The sequence below is a fragment of the Micromonospora sp. NPDC007230 genome (genome assembly GCF_042869115.1).
GTDB lineage: Bacteria > Actinomycetota > Actinomycetes > Mycobacteriales > Micromonosporaceae > Micromonospora.
On sequence record NZ_JBIAFE010000011.1, the window covers coordinates 125,826 to 141,506 of the forward strand.

13 protein-coding genes are annotated in these 15,681 nt (G+C 71.4%); 8 read left to right on the forward strand and 5 right to left on the reverse strand.

The genetic code is table 11. The features are described 5' to 3' along the window. Nucleotides 1-70: 70 nt before the first annotated feature. Complete coding sequence (gene rpsF, locus ACFYML_RS17730) at nucleotides 71-361, reverse strand: 30S ribosomal protein S6 (protein ID WP_073836992.1); 291 nt, start codon at nucleotides 359-361, stop codon at nucleotides 71-73. Nucleotides 362-1,031: 670 nt separating this feature from the next. On the opposite strand from rpsF, the gene ACFYML_RS17735 reads away from it, so the two are divergent. Together ACFYML_RS17735 and ACFYML_RS17740 are read left to right on the forward strand one after the other, a co-directional pair. Further along, the gene (locus ACFYML_RS17735) at nucleotides 1,032-1,814 is read left to right on the forward strand and encodes a deoxyribonuclease IV (protein ID WP_387421624.1); all 783 of its coding nucleotides are present in this window, start codon (nucleotides 1,032-1,034) and stop codon (nucleotides 1,812-1,814) included. Further along, on the forward strand, nucleotides 1,811-4,033 hold the full coding sequence (locus tag ACFYML_RS17740; RefSeq protein ID WP_387421625.1) for a hypothetical protein: 2,223 nt from the start codon (nucleotides 1,811-1,813) through the stop codon (nucleotides 4,031-4,033). Before ACFYML_RS17735 ends, ACFYML_RS17740 begins: the two co-directional genes overlap by 4 nt. Before the next feature lie 45 nt (nucleotides 4,034-4,078). On the opposite strand, the gene ACFYML_RS17745 is transcribed toward ACFYML_RS17740, so the two are convergent. The 3 genes from ACFYML_RS17745 to ACFYML_RS17755 all read right to left on the reverse strand — a co-directional run bounded on the left by ACFYML_RS17745 (nucleotide 4,079) and on the right by ACFYML_RS17755 (nucleotide 9,233). Next, nucleotides 4,079-5,611, reverse strand: a complete 1,533-nt coding sequence (locus tag ACFYML_RS17745) for a glycosyltransferase family 87 protein (protein ID WP_387421626.1) — start codon at nucleotides 5,609-5,611, stop codon at nucleotides 4,079-4,081. A 119-nt stretch (nucleotides 5,612-5,730) separates the two neighbouring features. Beyond that, nucleotides 5,731-8,574 carry a transglycosylase domain-containing protein gene (locus tag ACFYML_RS17750; RefSeq protein WP_387421627.1) on the reverse strand — a complete coding sequence of 948 codons (2,844 nt, stop codon included), beginning with the start codon at nucleotides 8,572-8,574 and terminating at the stop codon, nucleotides 5,731-5,733. A 194-nt stretch (nucleotides 8,575-8,768) separates the two neighbouring features. Then, nucleotides 8,769-9,233 (reverse strand): DUF5318 domain-containing protein, encoded by a 465-nt coding sequence (locus ACFYML_RS17755; protein WP_387421628.1) that lies wholly within the window; start codon nucleotides 9,231-9,233, stop codon nucleotides 8,769-8,771. Nucleotides 9,234-9,407: 174 nt separating this feature from the next. On the opposite strand from ACFYML_RS17755, the gene ACFYML_RS17760 reads away from it, so the two are divergent. Beyond that, the gene (locus tag ACFYML_RS17760) at nucleotides 9,408-10,046 is read left to right on the forward strand and encodes a PadR family transcriptional regulator (RefSeq protein WP_073836986.1); all 639 of its coding nucleotides are present in this window, start codon (nucleotides 9,408-9,410) and stop codon (nucleotides 10,044-10,046) included. A gap of 24 nt (nucleotides 10,047-10,070) precedes the next feature. After that, entirely contained in the window at nucleotides 10,071-11,150 is a 1,080-nt protein-coding gene (locus tag ACFYML_RS17765) for an inositol-3-phosphate synthase (RefSeq protein WP_357434408.1), read from the forward strand. Between the two features lie 82 nt (nucleotides 11,151-11,232). On the opposite strand, the gene ACFYML_RS17770 is transcribed toward ACFYML_RS17765, so the two are convergent. Next, complete coding sequence (locus ACFYML_RS17770; protein WP_387421629.1) at nucleotides 11,233-11,712, reverse strand: methylated-DNA--[protein]-cysteine S-methyltransferase; 480 nt, start codon at nucleotides 11,710-11,712, stop codon at nucleotides 11,233-11,235. A gap of 161 nt (nucleotides 11,713-11,873) precedes the next feature. Here ACFYML_RS17770 and ACFYML_RS17775 point away from each other — a divergent pair, with 161 nt between their 5' ends. Genes ACFYML_RS17775 through ACFYML_RS17790 form a run of 4 tightly spaced genes read left to right on the forward strand, consistent with a single transcriptional unit; the run spans nucleotide 11,874 to nucleotide 15,596 of the window. Continuing rightward, nucleotides 11,874-12,395 carry a SigE family RNA polymerase sigma factor gene (locus ACFYML_RS17775; protein ID WP_387421630.1) on the forward strand — a complete coding sequence of 174 codons (522 nt, stop codon included), beginning with the start codon at nucleotides 11,874-11,876 and terminating at the stop codon, nucleotides 12,393-12,395. Then, nucleotides 12,392-13,501: a TolB family protein gene (locus ACFYML_RS17780; protein WP_387421631.1), complete on the forward strand. Its 1,110-nt coding sequence runs from the start codon at nucleotides 12,392-12,394 to the stop codon at nucleotides 13,499-13,501. Before ACFYML_RS17775 ends, ACFYML_RS17780 begins: the two co-directional genes overlap by 4 nt. A gap of 39 nt (nucleotides 13,502-13,540) precedes the next feature. Then, entirely contained in the window at nucleotides 13,541-14,062 is a 522-nt protein-coding gene (locus ACFYML_RS17785; protein ID WP_357434763.1) for a hypothetical protein, read from the forward strand. Nucleotides 14,063-14,090: 28 nt separating this feature from the next. Then, a complete protein-coding gene (locus ACFYML_RS17790) occupies nucleotides 14,091-15,596 on the forward strand; it encodes a flotillin family protein (protein ID WP_387421632.1) in 1,506 nt (501 codons plus the stop codon). Nucleotides 15,597-15,681: the final 85 nt, after the last annotated feature.

Below are 15,681 nucleotides of genomic sequence, written 5' to 3' on the forward strand. Positions count from 1 at the left end.
TTGCCCTACAGGCTCTCAGAGCCCTCCGACACCATCGATGAGGCTTGATCCGGACGTGCCGGGTCGAATGTCAGCGCATCTCCGGCCGGATGACCTTGGTGCGCAGCACGGACTCGTTGAGCCGCAGCTGACGGTCCAGCTCGGCCACCGCCTCAGGCGTCGCCTGGAGGTCGATGACGGCGTAGATGCCCTCGGCCTTCTTGCTGATCTCGTACGCGAGGCGCCGGCGGCCCCACACGTCGGTCTTCTCCACCGAGCCACCCGCGGTCCGAATCACGTTCAGGTACGTGTCGAGCGACGGGGCGACGGTGCGCTCCTCGAGGCTGGGGTCGAGGATCACCATGATCTCGTAATGACGCAAGACGTGCTCACCTCCTGTGGGCTAAGCGGCCACGGTCCTTCCGTGGCAGGAGGTCGTGCGTCGTGGCCCGTGACCGGCAGCGGGGGGACCCGGCCGGGCGCGGACAACCGGACCAGGATACCCGGTCCGGACGATCATGCCCGGGCCGGTCGTGCGCGGCGCCCGGGCGCGGCGACAGGGGCCCACCGCCGGCGTCGCGTGCCGGTGGTGGGCCCCTGTCCACAGGGCCGCGGGGCGTCCCGTCCGCATTCCTTGGGTGGGACCTGGGGAGGAACGACCACACCGATGAGGTTGGATCGAGGACGCCCCGCGGAGCTTTATCGTGTTGTCATCTGGTCTGACCATACAACGGCTCTCGTCACCTCTTGGGGGAAATGGAGGAATTTGCCCCACCGACCGGATGCTTGGCCGTCGGGCCTGACGAGTCGGAGGATCCCGCCCCGTCGTGCCGGGCCGCACGGCGGGGCGTCCCGTTTCCGGGGGTCTCCCCTGCACCAGTACCCGCTGTGGACCCGGGCCCGGGTGCAGGGTTGACCGTCGATCCCACCTGGAAAACGAGCGCCCGGCCGGCGGGTGACGCCCGGCGGGACGCGCCCCCACGCGCCGCCGCCGGTACGCCGGCCGGCTGCGGTCACCCCGCTCGTCAGGGGCGCGACGTAGGCTGCCCTGCATGCGAATCGGAGCCCACGTCGATCCGTCCGACCCGTTGGCCGAGGCCGCCGCCCGGGACGCCGAGGCCGTGCAGTTCTTCCTCGCCGATCCACAGGGTTGGAAGGCCCCGAAGCCCCGGGAGGACGCCGACCGGCTGCGTGACGCGGGCGTCGACCTCTACGTCCACGCGCCGTACGTCGTCAACGTGGCCACCCTGAACAACCGGATCCGCATCCCCAGCCGCAAGCTGCTCCTCGGCCACGCCACCGCCGCGGCGGCCGTCGGCGCCAAGGGCCTGATCGTGCACGGCGGCCACGTCAACGCCGGCGACGACCTCGCCGCCGGCTTCGACAACTGGCGCAAGACCTTCGCGTACGCCGCGGACTCGGGCGGCTTCCCGCTCCCGGTCCTGATCGAGAACACCGCCGGCGGTGACAACGCCTGCGCCCGTCACCTCGACTCCCTGGCCCGGCTCTGGGACGCCCTCGCCGACTACGAGGTGGGCTTCTGCCTCGACACCTGCCACGCGTACGCCGGGGGCGAGGAACTGCTCGGGCTGGTGGACCGGGTGAAGGCGATCACCGGCCGGATCGACCTGATCCACGCGAACAACTCCAAGGGCGCCTTCAACTCCGGGCAGGACCGGCACGACAACCTGACCGGCGGGACCATCGACCCCGAGCTGGTGGTGGCGGTGATCCGGGCGGCCGGCGCGCCGGTCATCGTGGAGACCCCGGGCGGCGCCGCGGGCCAGGCGGCGGACATCGCCTTCCTGCGGGAGCAGTTGGGCAAGGCGGCATGACCACCGAGCAATCCGACACCACCGACGGCGGCCGCCCGGCCGGGAGCGACTCCCAGCCGACCGCCGGCGGCAGCGACCGGGACGGCCCCGCCGCGGCGACGCCCGAGCCGGCCATCCGGCAGCCGGGTGCGGGCACCGCCACGCCGGCGAAAGAGCCGGCCACGGGTCAAGCCGCCACGTCGACCAAGGAGTTGACCACCGAGCCCGCCACCTCGAAATCCGCCGGCGGAAAGGCGAACGGGACGGCTCAGCCGACCGACGGGAACGGCACCGGAAAGTCCGCCGCGGAGCCGGCCGGAAAGACTGGCCGCGACGACACCGCCGCCGACGCGTCCGGAAAGGCCGATGCGTCCGGAAAGGCCGATGCGTCCGGAAAGGCGGACACGTCCGGAAAGGCCGACGTGTCCGGAAAGAAGGCCGACGGCAAGTCGGATACGGCGGCCGATCCGTGGTCCGCCTTCGGCCCCGCTCCGGACCCGGTGCTCACCCGGCCCCGCCGGGCGGGCCGCGCGGTGGGCCGCTTCCTGATCCACGAGTGGACCCTGGCCACCGTCGCCTCGCTGGCGCTGGCCGTCCTGATGACCTGGCCCACGCTGCGCTACCCGAACTACACGCTGCCGCAGGACTACTGGGACCCGAGCCTCCAGGCCTGGCAGATGGCCTGGTCCGGGCACATCCTGCTGACCAACCCGGCCCAGCTCTGGCACTCGAACAGCTTCTTCCCCGAGACCTGGAGCTTCGCCTTCTCGGACACCCTGCTCGGGTACGCCCCGGCCGGCATGCTCGGTCACGGTCCCGAGGCCGCCGTGCTGCGCTACAACATCATGTTCGTGCTGGCGCACGCGCTCGCCACGCTCGGGGCGTACGCACTGGCCCGGCAGCTGGGCGCGGGCCGGATCGGGGCCGCGGTGGCCGGTGTCGGCTACGCGTACGCCCCGTGGCTGCTCGCCCAGGCCGGGCACCTGCACATCCTCTCGAACGGCGGCATCCCGCTGGCGCTGGCGATGCTCGCCCGGGGCCACGGCTGGTCCCTGCGCTACGGCTACCGTCCGCACCGCCGCCACGCCGGTTGGGCGTTCACCGGCTGGCTGGTGGCGGCGTGGCAGCTCAGCCTGGGCTTCGGCATCGGGCTGCCGTTCGCCTACCTGCTGGCCGGCGTCGTGCTGGTCTCGGCCGTGATCTGGTTCGCCCGGCGCTGGCTGGTCCGGCGGGTGAAGCGCCCGTTCGGTTGGCGGCTGCTCCTCGCCGACACGCTCGGCGGGCTGCTCTTCGCCGCGGTGGGCGCGCTGTTGGCGCTGCCGTACTTCACGGTTGCGCAGCAACACCCGAACGCGGCGCGGACCCTCGCCGACATCGAGATCTACTCGCCGCCGGTGAGCGGCTTCTTCACCGCCCCGGCCGAGTCACGGATCTGGGGTCCGCTGCACGAGGGGGCGCGGGCGGTGCTGCCCTGGCACCCCGAGATGACGCTGCTGCCCGGCTTCGCGCTGTACGCCCTGGCTGCCGGCGGACTCTTCTTCTCCGTCTGGCGGGTCCGGCACCGGCTCTTCCTGCTCGCCGGGGTGCTGGTGACGATGGTCCTGGCCATGGGCACGCGGTTCTTCGGCGGCCGGTTCAGCTACGTGCCGCTGTTCGACTACCTGCCCGGCTGGAACGGGCTGCGGACCCCGGGCCGGATGATGCTCTGGACCACCCTCCTGCTCGGCCTGCTCGCGGCGGGTGCGGTCACCGCGTTCTGCGCCCGGGTACGCGAGGTGGCCGCCGAGCGGGTCCCGCCGTGGCCCGGCCCGTGGCTGCGCCTGGCCACCCTGCTGCCCCTGCTGCTGGTGATCGTGGAAGGGCTGAACGTCACCCCGCACCCGGTCGTGCCGGCGCAGCCGGCGGCGATGCGTACGGTCGACGGCCCGCTGCTGGTCCTGCCCAGCAGCCAGAACCTGGACCAGCCGGTGATGCTCTGGTCGACCAGCCGGTTCCAGGAGATGGTCAACGGGGGCAGCGGCTTCACCCCGGACAGCCAGGCCCGGGTCCGCGACGCCGTCGTCAGCTTCCCCGACCAGCCCAGCATCGCCTACCTGCGCGAGCTCGGGGTGAAGAACGTGGTCGTGTTGCCCGGGAGGCTCGCCGGCACGCCGTGGGAGGGGCTTCTCGACCGACCTTCCGACGGGCTGGGGGTGACTCGCACGGAGGTCGGTGACGCCGTCGTCTTCCGTCTTGAGTAGATCTGTTGGGGCGGGGTTGCCGGGAGCCCAGCCGGCTCCCGGCGGTCAGGCGGTGACGGGCTCGGCGGGACGGTCTGTGGCCGCGGGGCGATGGCGCCACCGGACGAACCAGGGGGCGTCTTCGGCACCGTTGAGGACGCCGCCGTCCGGGTCGTCGGCGTAGGTGGCCCGGACCGCGTCCCGCTCTGGGCGCAGGATGTCGCGGATCACCAGGCCGCAGAGCACCGCGACGGTGATCAGGCGCAGGCTGGCGGCCAGCACGAAGACCCCTTCGGGGAAGACCGGCCGGCTGGTCGCCGCTCCGAGCAGCTCGCCGTAGAAGGCGGCGAAGTAGCAGACCTCGGCGATCTGCCAGGCCAGGAACGCGCCCCAGCGCGGCCGGGCGAGCACCGCGAGCGGGAGCAACCAGAGCACGAACTGCTGCGACCAAACCTTGCTGAAGATCAGGAAAGCGGCGACCACCAGGAAGGCGAGCTGGGCGAGCCGGGGCCGGCGCGGGGCGAACCAGGCCAGCGCGGCCACGCCGAGGCACGCCAGGCCGAACAGCAGGTACGACACCCAGTTGAGGGTGGCGATGTGGGCGTTCAGCCACTCGAAGGGTCCGAGGTCACCGGGCGCTGCCGGGCTCACCTTGCCGTCCAGGTACCGGCCGATGTACCAGAGGGTGCCCCAGTCGATCGGCCGGGTGGTGTTCAGCTCGAAGAACCGCCCCCAGTTCTCCCGGTAGGGAATCGCCACCGGCAGGTTCACCACCACGACCGTCACCGCAGCGGTGATGACGGACAGGAGGGCGGCTCGGGCCCGGCCGGCGCGGACCGCGAGCACCAGGATCGGCCCGAGGATGAACAGCGGCCACAGCTTCGCCGCGCCGCCGAGCCCGAGCAGCACCCCGGCCAGGGCGGCCAGCACGGCACCGATCCGGCCGGGTCCGGTACGCGCCCAGGCCAGCAGCCCGAACGCGGCCAGCCCGACGGCCAGCAGGTCCCAGTTGACCGTGGCGGTGAGCAGCAGCGCGGGGGCGAGCGCGAACATCGCCGCGTCCCACGGTCGTCGTCGGCGCAGCCGGAGGATGACCGCCACGGTGGCGACCGCGAGGACGCTGAGCACCAGCGCGTTGAGGTTGTAGAACCACCGCCCCTGGTTGATGCTCGGGTTGTCCACGCCGAGGGCGTGCACCGGCAGCCCGAGCGCGCCCATGAAGTAGCCGGTCAGCACCGGGTACTCCACCGGGTGGTCGGCGTAGGGCACCTTGCCCTCGTTGAGCCCTTCGGCGTAGTACAGGGCGAGCACATCCGTGTAGCACATCCGGGTGTACTGCGTGTTGTTCTGCCAGGCGCCGTCCTGGCAGGGCGACTTCTGCACCCAGTGCAGCGCCAGCGTCAGGCAGACCAGGGCCAGCACGATCCGGGCGGCGGTCCAGAACCGTCGCTCGCCGCCCGCCGGCCGGTCCAGGGCGACGGCATGGTCGCCCAGCGGGCCGCCGATCAGCTCCGAGGTGCCCCGCACGAAACCATCCGAGCGGGACGGGTGGTCGACAGTCCCGGTGTCGTCGATGCCTGCCGTCGACTGGGTGCTCATGGAGAGGCATCCTGCCGTACGTCAGGCCCTCGCGTCCCGCCGCGACCACAGATTTCCGGTGCCCGGATACGCCGGCGGCGGCCGGACCAGTGGTCCGGCCGCCGCCGTGGGTGCTGCGGTCAGTAGGTCTGCCGTGGAGGTGTGCTCGGCAGGATGCCGCCGCCTCCCCCACCACCACCACCGCCGTTGCCGGGTCCGGGCGGGAAGCTCGGGAAGCCACCGCCGTTGTTGCCGCCGCCGTTGTTGCCTCCGCCGTTGTTGCCGCCGCCGTTGTTGCCACCGGTGTCCGGGCAGAACAGGCCGAGCGGGTTGTCGCAGCCCGCCGGGGGCGGGGGCGGGGGCGGTGCCTCGCCGTTGCCGGTGTCGTCCTTGCCGACGTGCGCGGCGGGTGGGAAGTCTTCCTTCGGTTTGCCCTTGAGCGCGTCGTTCATGAACCGCTGGAAGATGGCACCTGGCATGCCGGCACCGCTGATGTTGGCCCCGCCCTTGGTCTTGATCGCCTTCCGGTCCTTGACGTTGCCTACCCAGACGGCGGTGGCGAGCTGGGGCGTGTACCCGATCATCCAGGCGTCGCCGTTCTTCGTGCTGCCGTCGCCGAGTTCCCAGGTGCCGGTCTTCTCTGCAGCCTTGCGGCCGTCGGCGAGCCGGCGGTTCACCTTGCCGGGGTACTGCTCCAGCACCGAGGTCACGTCGGCGACGATGTCCTTGGGGATCCGCTGCTGGCCCTTCTTGCTCGGGCCCGTCTGGGGGCGCCACTTGCCGGTCTGGTCCTGCTTCTCCACCTTCTTGATGAAGTGCGCCTTGTGATAGACGCCCTGGTTGGCGAAGGTGGCGACGCCGTTGGCATGGTCCAGCACTGTGATCGGGTACTGGCCATAGCCGATGACGTGGAAGAAGGGGGACGGGGCTAGGTCCTTCGGATCCTTCTTGGTCAGGTCGTGCGGGGTTGCCGGGTTGGTGTCGGTCTGCCACATCGTCGTGACGCCGGCCTGCTTGGCCATGTCGAGGACCTTGTCCGGACCGATCTGCTCGGTAATGTAGTAGAACGGTACGTTCAGCGACTTCAGCGTCGATTCCTCAAGGGTGCAGGAGTCGCCGCACTTGACCTTGTCGGCGCCGGCGTTGCTGACCTTGAACTTCACCCCTTCCGGGGTGAACGCCGAGCCCTTCCACCGCGACTTGATGGAGATGCCCTCCTTGAGGGCCGCCGCGAGAGTGTAGATCTTGAAGCTCGACCCCGGGGAGTGGCCGCCGCTGATCACACCGTTGTCGATGTTCTTGCCGGCGTAGTCGGTGCCGGTACCGTCGTCACCGCCGTAGTAGGCGCGCACCTCGCCAGTCGTCGGGTCAATGGCCACCACGGCGGCCATGAGGTTACTGGGCTGGCCGTCGAGCGCCGACCCCTTGGACTTGCGCTGGGCCGCCTCGAGCGCGGCCGCCTGCATCTTCGGGTCGATGGTCGTCGTGATCCGGTAGCCGCCCTTCTGCAACGCCTGGCTGCAGAGCGGCTTGCCCGGAGTGGCGACGGCCTCGTCGTCGGTGCAGAGCTTGAGGTCCCGCAGCTCGCTCTTGACGTAGTTGACGATGTTGCCGTTCGGGGTCTTGCCCACGTTGGTCAGCCCGCTGGTGTTCTTCGGCATGGGCTGCAACGTCTTGGTCGGGTACTCGGTGGGGTGCGGCTTCTTGCCCGGCGCGTCGAGCCACTTCTCGGTGATCATCCCCTGGACGACGTAGTTCCACCGCTCCAGCGCGGCCTGCGGGTTGATCGCCGGGTCGTAGCCCTTGTGGGTGGCGCTCGGCTCGGGCTGCTTGATCAGCGCGGCGAGCACCGCCGCCTCCGCCACGCTCAGCTTTGACACGTCCTTGCCGAAGTACGTCTGCGCCGCCGCCTGGATGCCGTACGCGCCCCGGCCGAAGTAGATCACGTTCAGGTAGTGCTGCATGATCTCCGGCTTGGAGTACTGGTCATTCAGCTTCGAGGCGAGGATCGCCTCCTTCACCTTGCGCGCGTACGTGTCCTGGTTGAGGTTGTCGAACGCGTTGCGGGCGTACTGCTGGGTGATGGTCGAGGCACCCTGCTTGTCACCGCCGGTGAGGTTGTTCCAGGCGGCCCGGGCGATGCCCTTGTAGTCCACCCCGGAGTGCCGGTAGAAGTTCCGATCCTCCGCCGCGGCCACCGCGTTCTGCACGTATTCCGGGACGTCCTTGATGTTGACGAAGGTCCGGTTCTCCGCCCCCACTCGGGCCATCTGCGAACCGTTGCTGTAAAGGATCGTGGTGGCCAACGGCGGGGGCGTGTCCTGGGGCAGGATCACGTTCTGCGAGTAGTAGGTGAAGCCGACGACGCCGATACCGGCGAGCATGATGAAGACGGCGAAGCTGGCGATCAGCAGGTTGATCCGCCGGCGCTTCTTCGCCCGGGCCCGCGCGCCCGGGTCGTCACCGCGACCCCCGCGACCGCCCCGGCCGGGGCCGGTCGGGCCGCCCGGCCCACCCGGACCGCCGCCCGCCATGCCGGGCACACCGGCCCGGGCCACGGTGGCCCGGCCACCGACCGATGCCGAGCCGACGCTCGCCCGGCCGGCCGTACCCACGCTGGCCGCACCGACCGAGGCGCGCCCCGCCGGACCGGCGGGGGACACCGGCACCGAGGCGCGGCCGGAGCCGGCCCGCCCGGAGGCGCCGCCGGCAGCCGGCGAGACGGGCACCGAGGCGCGTCCCGCACCGGCCTGGCCCACCGAGGCCGAGGCCGAGGCGCCGCGCGGCGCCGGGGCGACACCGCCGACGGAGGCGCGCCCGCCGGACGCAGAGCCCCGGGGCGTCACCGAGGCACGGGCCGAGGCACCGCCTTCGGGCCCGGATGACCAGCCGTTCCCGTGTGGGCCACCGCCGTAGTCGGGGTCACCGCCCGGGCCCGGGATCTGGGCCCGCCCACGCGAAGAACTGGAATCGCCGTAGTTCATTCCTCACACCCTGCCGCTCGCGGTGGGGCGCGAAGGCGCCGCCACCCGGTTGCCGTGAGCTGGAACACGAGACGCTACACCCCGGGCTTGCCGGGGCGCAGCCGTCAAATCCGACCTAATCGGACCAATCAGACCTAAAAGCTGTCGGTCGTCCCGCCCGGGGATCGGGCCGGGTGCGACCGGACCAGCCAAGTTCACCGTTGCGCCTCTCGCCTTCGACGAGGGGTGGAGCCGGTCTGCGCGGCCGAGCCGCTCACCGCTCCCTGCTCCGACCCGTCCTCCGTACCGCCGGCCAGCCCGTCCCGGCCGAGCAGGAACTGCTCGACGAGATGGTTCCAGTCGCAGCCGGGGCACACCTCCACCACGAAAACCTGGAACTCACGCAGCGTCATCGCCAGCATCGACAACTCGGCCCGGCTGCGTGCCTGGCCGGCGGACTGCTTGAGTTCGTCGCCGTAAATGTAGTGGACGTGGATGAGGTTCTCGCTGCGACAGATCGGGCAGCGCTCCTCGGTGGGCTCGCCGTGGAACCGGGCAGCGTTTTTCAGGTACGGCGAGGCGTCGCAGACGTCGTACGTGCCGATCCGGTTGGCGAGGAGGTCACGCAGCACCGCTCGCTTCCGGAGCGAGTAGTCGACGACCTGGCGCTGCGTACGCATGCGGCAAAGGGTACGCGACCCCGCCGGGCGAGGCGACCGCCGTCACGATCCGTGACAACAGGACCGCGTAAACGAAGGTTTGCCCTGATCATTCGTCTCCGCTAACGTGCGATGTATCGGTCCGATACATCGCGGCGGTTACGACTCCGCGCCGGGGGTAAGAAGGGGTGGCCCATGCTCGAGCTCGCCATCCTCGGCCTCCTGCAGGAGGCTCCGATGCACGGCTATGAGCTGCGCAAGGAGTTGGCCGCCAAGCTCGGCGCCATCCGGGCGGCGATCAGCTACGGCTCGCTCTACCCGACCCTGCGCCGGTTGCAGGCGGCGGGCTGGATCACCGAGGCCGCCGAGACACCCGCGACCGCCGAGGAGGTTCCCGCGCTGACCAGCCGACGTGGTCGGGTGGTCTACACCATTACCGCGGAGGGCAAGGAACGGTTCGCCCAGCTCATAGCGCAGGCTGGACCCGAGACGTACGACGACACGGGCTTCGGCGTGCACTTCGCGTTCTTCGCCCGGACCGACCAGGCCACCCGGCTCCGGATCCTGGAAGGTCGTCGTCGCAAGATCGAGGAGCGTCGCGAAGGCCTTCGTGACGTGCTCGGCCGGGCAGCCGAGCGGCTCGACGCGTACACCCTGGAGCTGCAGCGTCACGGCCTGGAGGCCTGTGAGCGCGAGGTCCGCTGGCTGGAGGAGCTCATCGCCAACGAGCGCTCCGGCCGAGCCCCGACGGTCCCGGAAGCCGGGACGGCCGGCGGCCGACGAGAAAACGACAGCCCGCCCCCGCCTGGCGAGTCCAGGAAAGAGCGGCCGTGATGAAAGAAGAAGGAGGCAGACGCTATGGGCTCCGTCCGCGTCGCCATCGTCGGCGTAGGTAACTGCGCCTCGTCCCTCGTGCAGGGCGTGGAGTACTACCGCAACGCCGACCCGACCGACCGCGTCCCGGGTCTCATGCACGTCACCTTCGGCGACTACCACGTCTCCGACGTGAAGTTCGTCGCGGCGTTCGACGTGGACGCCAAGAAGGTGGGCATGGACCTCGCCGAGGCGATCGTCGCCAGCGAGAACAACACCATCAAGCTGTGCGACGTGCCGCCGACCGGTGTGACCGTGCAGCGCGGCCCGACCTTCGACGGTCTCGGCCAGTACTACCGGGAGATCATCGAGGAGTCGGACGCCGAGCCGGTCGACGTGGCCCAGGCGCTGCGCGACGCGCAGGTCGACGTGGTCGTCTCCTACCTGCCGGTGGGCTCCGAGCAGGCCGACAAGTTCTACGCCCAGGCGGCGATCGACGCGGGCTGCGCGTTCGTGAACGCCCTGCCGGTCTTCATCGCCTCCGACCCGGAGTGGGCGAAGAAGTTCTCCGACGCCGGTCTGCCGATCGTCGGTGACGACATCAAGAGCCAGGTGGGCGCCACCATCGTGCACCGCGCCCTGGCCAAGCTCTTCGAGGACCGCGGGGTCGAGCTGCTGCGCACGTACCAGCTCAACTTCGGCGGCAACATGGACTTCATGAACATGCTGGAGCGCAACCGCCTGGTCTCGAAGAAGATCTCGAAGACCCAGTCGGTGACCTCCCAGATCCCGCACGAGATGGCCAAGAGCGACGTGCACATCGGCCCGTCGGACCACGTGCCGTGGCTCGACGACCGCAAGTGGGCGTACATCCGCCTGGAGGGCCGCTCCTTCGGCGACACCCCGCTCAACGCGGAGCTCAAGCTCGAGGTGTGGGACTCGCCGAACTCGGCCGGCGTCATCATCGACGCCGTCCGGGCCGCGAAGATCGCGCTGGACCGGAAGATCGGTGGCCCGATCCTCTCCGCCTCCTCGTACTTCATGAAGTCCCCGCCGAAGCAGTACGCCGACCACGACGCGCACGCCGCCGTCGAGGCGTTCATCAAGGGCGAGGTCGAGCGCTGACGCGCTGACCGTCGCACCGTCGAAGGGCCGGGTCCGCACGGACCCGGCCCTTCGCGTGTCCCGGCCGGTCTGCCCGGGTACGTCAGGACCAGGCGCGTTGCAGGGCCACGCCCGCTTCCAACTCCAGCAGCGTCACCTTGCGCGGCAGGCCGCCGCCGAAGCCGACCAGCTTGCCGCCGGCACCGACGATCCGGTGGCAGGGCACGATCACCGGCACCGGGTTCCGGTTGCAGGCCACCCCGACCGCCCGGGCCCCGCCCGGGTCCCCGACCGCCTTCGCCACCTCGCCGTAGGTCCGCGTCTCCCCGTAGGGGATGAGGGTCATCTCCCGCCACACCGCGCGCTCGAACTCCGACCCCCGGGGCGCCACCACCGGCACGGTGAACTCGGTCAGCTCACCGGCGAAGTACGCGCGCAGCTCGGCCAGCGCGCGGGCGGCCACCTCGTCGCCGGGCCGGTCGGTCGCCGACTCCACCCGGCCGAAGTGCGCCCCGCGGACAGCTTCGCCGTCGGTGGCGACGGAGAACTCCCCGATCGGCGAGTCGAGCACGGTCCACTGCATGACCCGATTGTCCCGCCCGGAGCCCGGCCGCCACCACCAGGCTCACTGTCCGAGCAGCGCGACAGGCGAGCAGCGCCGGTCCGACGCTGAGGTTCAGCACTTCTCCGATCGATGGGGCAAAATTCCGCGGGCGACGCGCGTCTTCCATACGGAGGTGGGCGGTGGCAGAGGTGACCGACGGGGAGTTCACCGCGTTCGTCAACGAACGGGGGCCCGCCCTGCTGCGCGTCGCGTACGCACTCGCCGGGAACCAGCACGCGGCGGAGGACCTGCTGCAGAACGCGCTGGCCAAGGCGTACGCACGCTGGCCGCGGATCCGGGGTGACGCCGAGCCGTACGTGAAACGGATCCTCTACCACGACCAGATCTCCGGCTGGCGGCGCCGCTCGCGGCGCCTGGAGGTCCCGGTCGCGGAGCTGCCGGAGCGGGCCACGGTGGGGGACAGCGGCGACGACAGCGACCTGCGGCTGCTGCTACGGGCGGCGCTTCGGTCGCTGCCGCCCCGGCAGCGGGCCGTGCTGACCCTGCGCTATCTGGAGGACCTCAGCGTCGAGCAGACCGCGGCGCTCCTCGGCTGCCGGGCCGGCACGGTGGCCAGCCAGTCCGCCAAGGCGCTGGCCCGGCTGCGCAAGTTGGTGCCGGGGCTGGACGAGCTGACGAGCCGCGCGGAGGTGACGCGATGAGCCGGGCCCTCGACGCGACCCTGCGGGCGGCCGTGCACGACCTCGCCGACGGGGTCCGGCCAGCGCCCGACCTGGCCGCCGGCGCGCTCGGCCGGGGTCGCCGGCTGCGTCGCCGCCGGCGGGTCACCGCAGCCGGTGCCGCCCTGCTGGCGGTCGTCGCCGTGACACTGCCGTTCGTGCTGCTCCGGCCGAGGCCGGCCGCGCACCCTGCCACGCCGCCCGTGACGGCCACCGCCACCCCCTCACCGACCATGCTGCCAATGTCAGGGCCGGACTGGACGAAGAAGCCGTTGCTGCTGCCCGGCGACTGGGTGGTGACCAGGGCGCAGGCCAGGGGCGGTTCCGGCACGGGCTTCCTGCTGGACCGGGGGCGGGGCCGCTACTACCCGACCGACCGCTACGACGGCATCTTCCCGGCGCCCACCGGCTCGCTCGTCGCGGTCACCGACGAAACCCGCCCCCGCGACGTCGGCCTGATCGACCTCACCAACGGAAACACCCGCTGGTACGAGGTGGGCCGGGCGCTCTCCAACCCGCAGTGGTCGCCAGACGGCCGTCGGCTGCTCTTTACCACCCAGCAGGTCGACCGCTTCGGCTTCATCGTGCTCGGCACGGACGGCACCAGGCACACATACCCGGTGAACAAGAGTGAGTTGCGCTTCCTCTGCACCGACTACTGCTTCTTCATCTGGACGCGCGACGGCCGGGAGGTGGCGCTGCAACAGACCGACCCGAACAAGTCCCGGTCCGAAGCGGGCCGCCACCCCCGCCGGGGCGTGCAGCTCTTCTCCGCCGACGACGGCCGGCCGACCCGGTTCGAGCCGATGCCTGGGGACCCTGCCGGCCCGTGGGCCTGGTCGCCGGACGGGAGGTTCGTCGTGGTGCAGGGGCAGCAGGAGCCGCTGCTGGTCGAGACGGCCACCGGACGGGTGGTGAACCCGCTGCCGATCGCCGAGGTCGTCTGGGTCGCCGCCGACCGGCTGCTCTACCGGCGGCCGAACGGGTCGCGGGACTTCGTGCTCGCCGACCCGACCGGGCGGGAACTGGTCCGCCAGCCGCTGCCGAAGGATCTGGTTCTCAAAGAGCTGACGGTCGCGCCGCGCTGAGCGTTCGGACAGCCGTCGACCTTGCGCGACATCGATACCGTGCAGGTCGTGGCCACGGGGACGCTCATCTTCCTGATCATCGGTGGGGTCGGGGTCGGCGTGCTGGCGCTCGCCCTGCTCGGTACCGAGCTGTTCACCTTCGGCCATCCGGACGTCGACGGTCCGGTTTCGCTGGAGGCGGTCGCCGGGTTCACCGGCGCGTTCGGCTTCGGCGCCGCCATCGTCAACGAACTGCTCGGCGGGCGTACCCCCGGGATGATCGCGGCGGCGGTGGCCGGCGGCGTGTTCGCCGCGGTGCCCACCGGGTGGCTGGCGGCCCGGCTCAGCCGAGCGGCCCGCAACATGCGCACGGATCCCACGCCAACCCGGGACCACCTGGTCGGCGCGATCGGCCTGGTGGTGACCCCGGTCCCCGCCGGCGGCTACGGCGAGGTCCGGGTACGCCTCGCCGGCCAACCGGTCAAGCTCAACGCCCGCGCCGACCAGCCGATCCCGGTCGGCGCCCGGATCTTCGTGGTCGAGGCGCTGAGCGAGACCAGCGTGCACGTCGAGACCTACTGATCCCCCCATCGCAGAGACGGGAAGTCCCATGCTCCTGCTCGTCGCCATCGGCGGCGCGGTCCTCCTCGCCGTCATCCTCATCCTCTTCGTGCTCTCCCGGATCAAAGTGGCCGGACCGAACGAGGCGTTCATCGTCACCGGCCGCAAGGGCCGGACCACCCAGACCGCCGACGGCGGACGCTCCACCGACATGTCCGGGCAGAAGGTCGTGCTCGGCGCGTCGGTCTTCGTCCTGCCCGTGGTGCAGAAGCTCCAGTCCCTCGATCTGTCCAGCCGCCGGATCGACGTCGGCATCCGGGGCGCGGTGAGCAAGCAGGGCATCCGGGCCGACCTGCACGGCGTCGCCATCGTCAAGGTCGGCGGCACCGAGGACGCGATCCGGGCCGCCGCCCAGCGGTTCCTGCACCAGCAGGACGAGATCGACAACTTCACCCGCGAGGTGCTGGCCGGTGCGCTGCGCTCGATCGTCGGCCGGCTCACCGTCGAGGAGGTCATCCGGGACCGGGCGGCGTTCGCCAGCGCGGTGGCCGAGGAGGCGGAGCACTCGATGACCAACCAGGGCCTGGTGCTGGACACCTTCCAGCTCCAGGACATCCTGGCCGAGGGGTCGTACCTGCAGGACCTGGGTCGGCCGGAGGCGGCCCGGGTGCTCAAGGACGCCGCCATCGCCGAGGCCCGGGCCCGGCAGCAGGCCGAGCAGGAGCGGCTGCTCGCCGAGGAGGCGATCGCCGAGGCGAACCGGAACCTGTCGCTCAAGCAGGCCGCCATCCAGGCCGAGATCGATGCTGCCAAGGCGAAGTCGGCGGCGGCCGGGCCGCTCGCCCAGGCCGAGCGGGACCAGGCGATCCTCTCCGAGCAGCAGAAGGTCGCCGAGCGGAACGCCGAGCTGAAGCAGCGCCAGCTCGACACCGAGGTGCGCAAGCCGGCCGACGCGGCCCGTTACAAGGTCGAGCAGGAGGCCGAGGCGGCCCGCAACGCGGCGGTGCTGCGGGCGGACGCCGAACGGCAGGCCACCATCGCGGCCGCACAGGCCGCCGCCGAGCAGGCCCGGCTCACCGGTGAGGGCGAGCGGGCCCGCCGGGCCGCGCTGGCCGAGGCGAACGCGATCGAGGGCGCCAAGGAGGGTGAGGCCGAGCAGCGGCGGCGTACCGCGATCGCCGAGGCGATCGAGCGCGAGGGCCAGGCCGAGGCCGCGGCCATCCTGGCGAAGGGGCAGGCGGAGGCGGAGGCGATGGGTCGCAAGGCCGAGGCGTTCGCCGCGTACGGCGAGGCCGCCGTGCTCGACCTGCTGGTCAAGGTGCTGCCGCAGGTGGTCGAGGCGGCCAGCGCGCCGATCGGCGCGATCGACAAGATGACGGTGATCTCCACCGACGGCGCCTCCTCGCTGACCAAGTCGGTGGCCGGCAACGTGGCCCAGGGCCTCCAACTCGGCAGCGACCTCACCGGCATCGACCTCGCCGGGCTGCTCGCCAAGCTGGGCGGTACGCAGGCCAACGGCCGGACCGCCGTGGACAGCAGCGCGGTCGAGCACTGACCGGTGGCGGCCGGGCCCGCGGCGGGCCCGTCCGTCGCACCGGAGCAACGACGGCGCCCGCCGGAACCACCCCTGCTCAGGGGAC

What these genes read in the sequence shown, in the direction of transcription:
- ACFYML_RS17735 (WP_387421624.1), top strand. Translation starts at nt 1,032, where the DNA reads ATGCGAATCGGAGCCCACGTCGATCCGTCCGACCCGTTGGCCGAGGCC.
- ACFYML_RS17740 (WP_387421625.1), top strand. Translation starts at nt 1,811, where the DNA reads ATGACCACCGAGCAATCCGACACCACCGACGGCGGCCGCCCGGCCGGG.
- ACFYML_RS17745 (WP_387421626.1), bottom strand. Translation starts at nt 5,611, where the DNA reads ATGAGCACCCAGTCGACGGCAGGCATCGACGACACCGGGACTGTCGAC.
- ACFYML_RS17750 (WP_387421627.1), bottom strand. Translation starts at nt 8,574, where the DNA reads ATGAACTACGGCGATTCCAGTTCTTCGCGTGGGCGGGCCCAGATCCCG.
- ACFYML_RS17755 (WP_387421628.1), bottom strand. Translation starts at nt 9,233, where the DNA reads ATGCGTACGCAGCGCCAGGTCGTCGACTACTCGCTCCGGAAGCGAGCG.
- ACFYML_RS17760 (WP_073836986.1), top strand. Translation starts at nt 9,408, where the DNA reads ATGCTCGAGCTCGCCATCCTCGGCCTCCTGCAGGAGGCTCCGATGCAC.
- ACFYML_RS17765 (WP_357434408.1), top strand. Translation starts at nt 10,071, where the DNA reads ATGGGCTCCGTCCGCGTCGCCATCGTCGGCGTAGGTAACTGCGCCTCG.
- ACFYML_RS17770 (WP_387421629.1), bottom strand. Translation starts at nt 11,712, where the DNA reads ATGCAGTGGACCGTGCTCGACTCGCCGATCGGGGAGTTCTCCGTCGCC.
- ACFYML_RS17780 (WP_387421631.1), top strand. Translation starts at nt 12,392, where the DNA reads ATGAGCCGGGCCCTCGACGCGACCCTGCGGGCGGCCGTGCACGACCTC.
- ACFYML_RS17790 (WP_387421632.1), top strand. Translation starts at nt 14,091, where the DNA reads ATGCTCCTGCTCGTCGCCATCGGCGGCGCGGTCCTCCTCGCCGTCATC.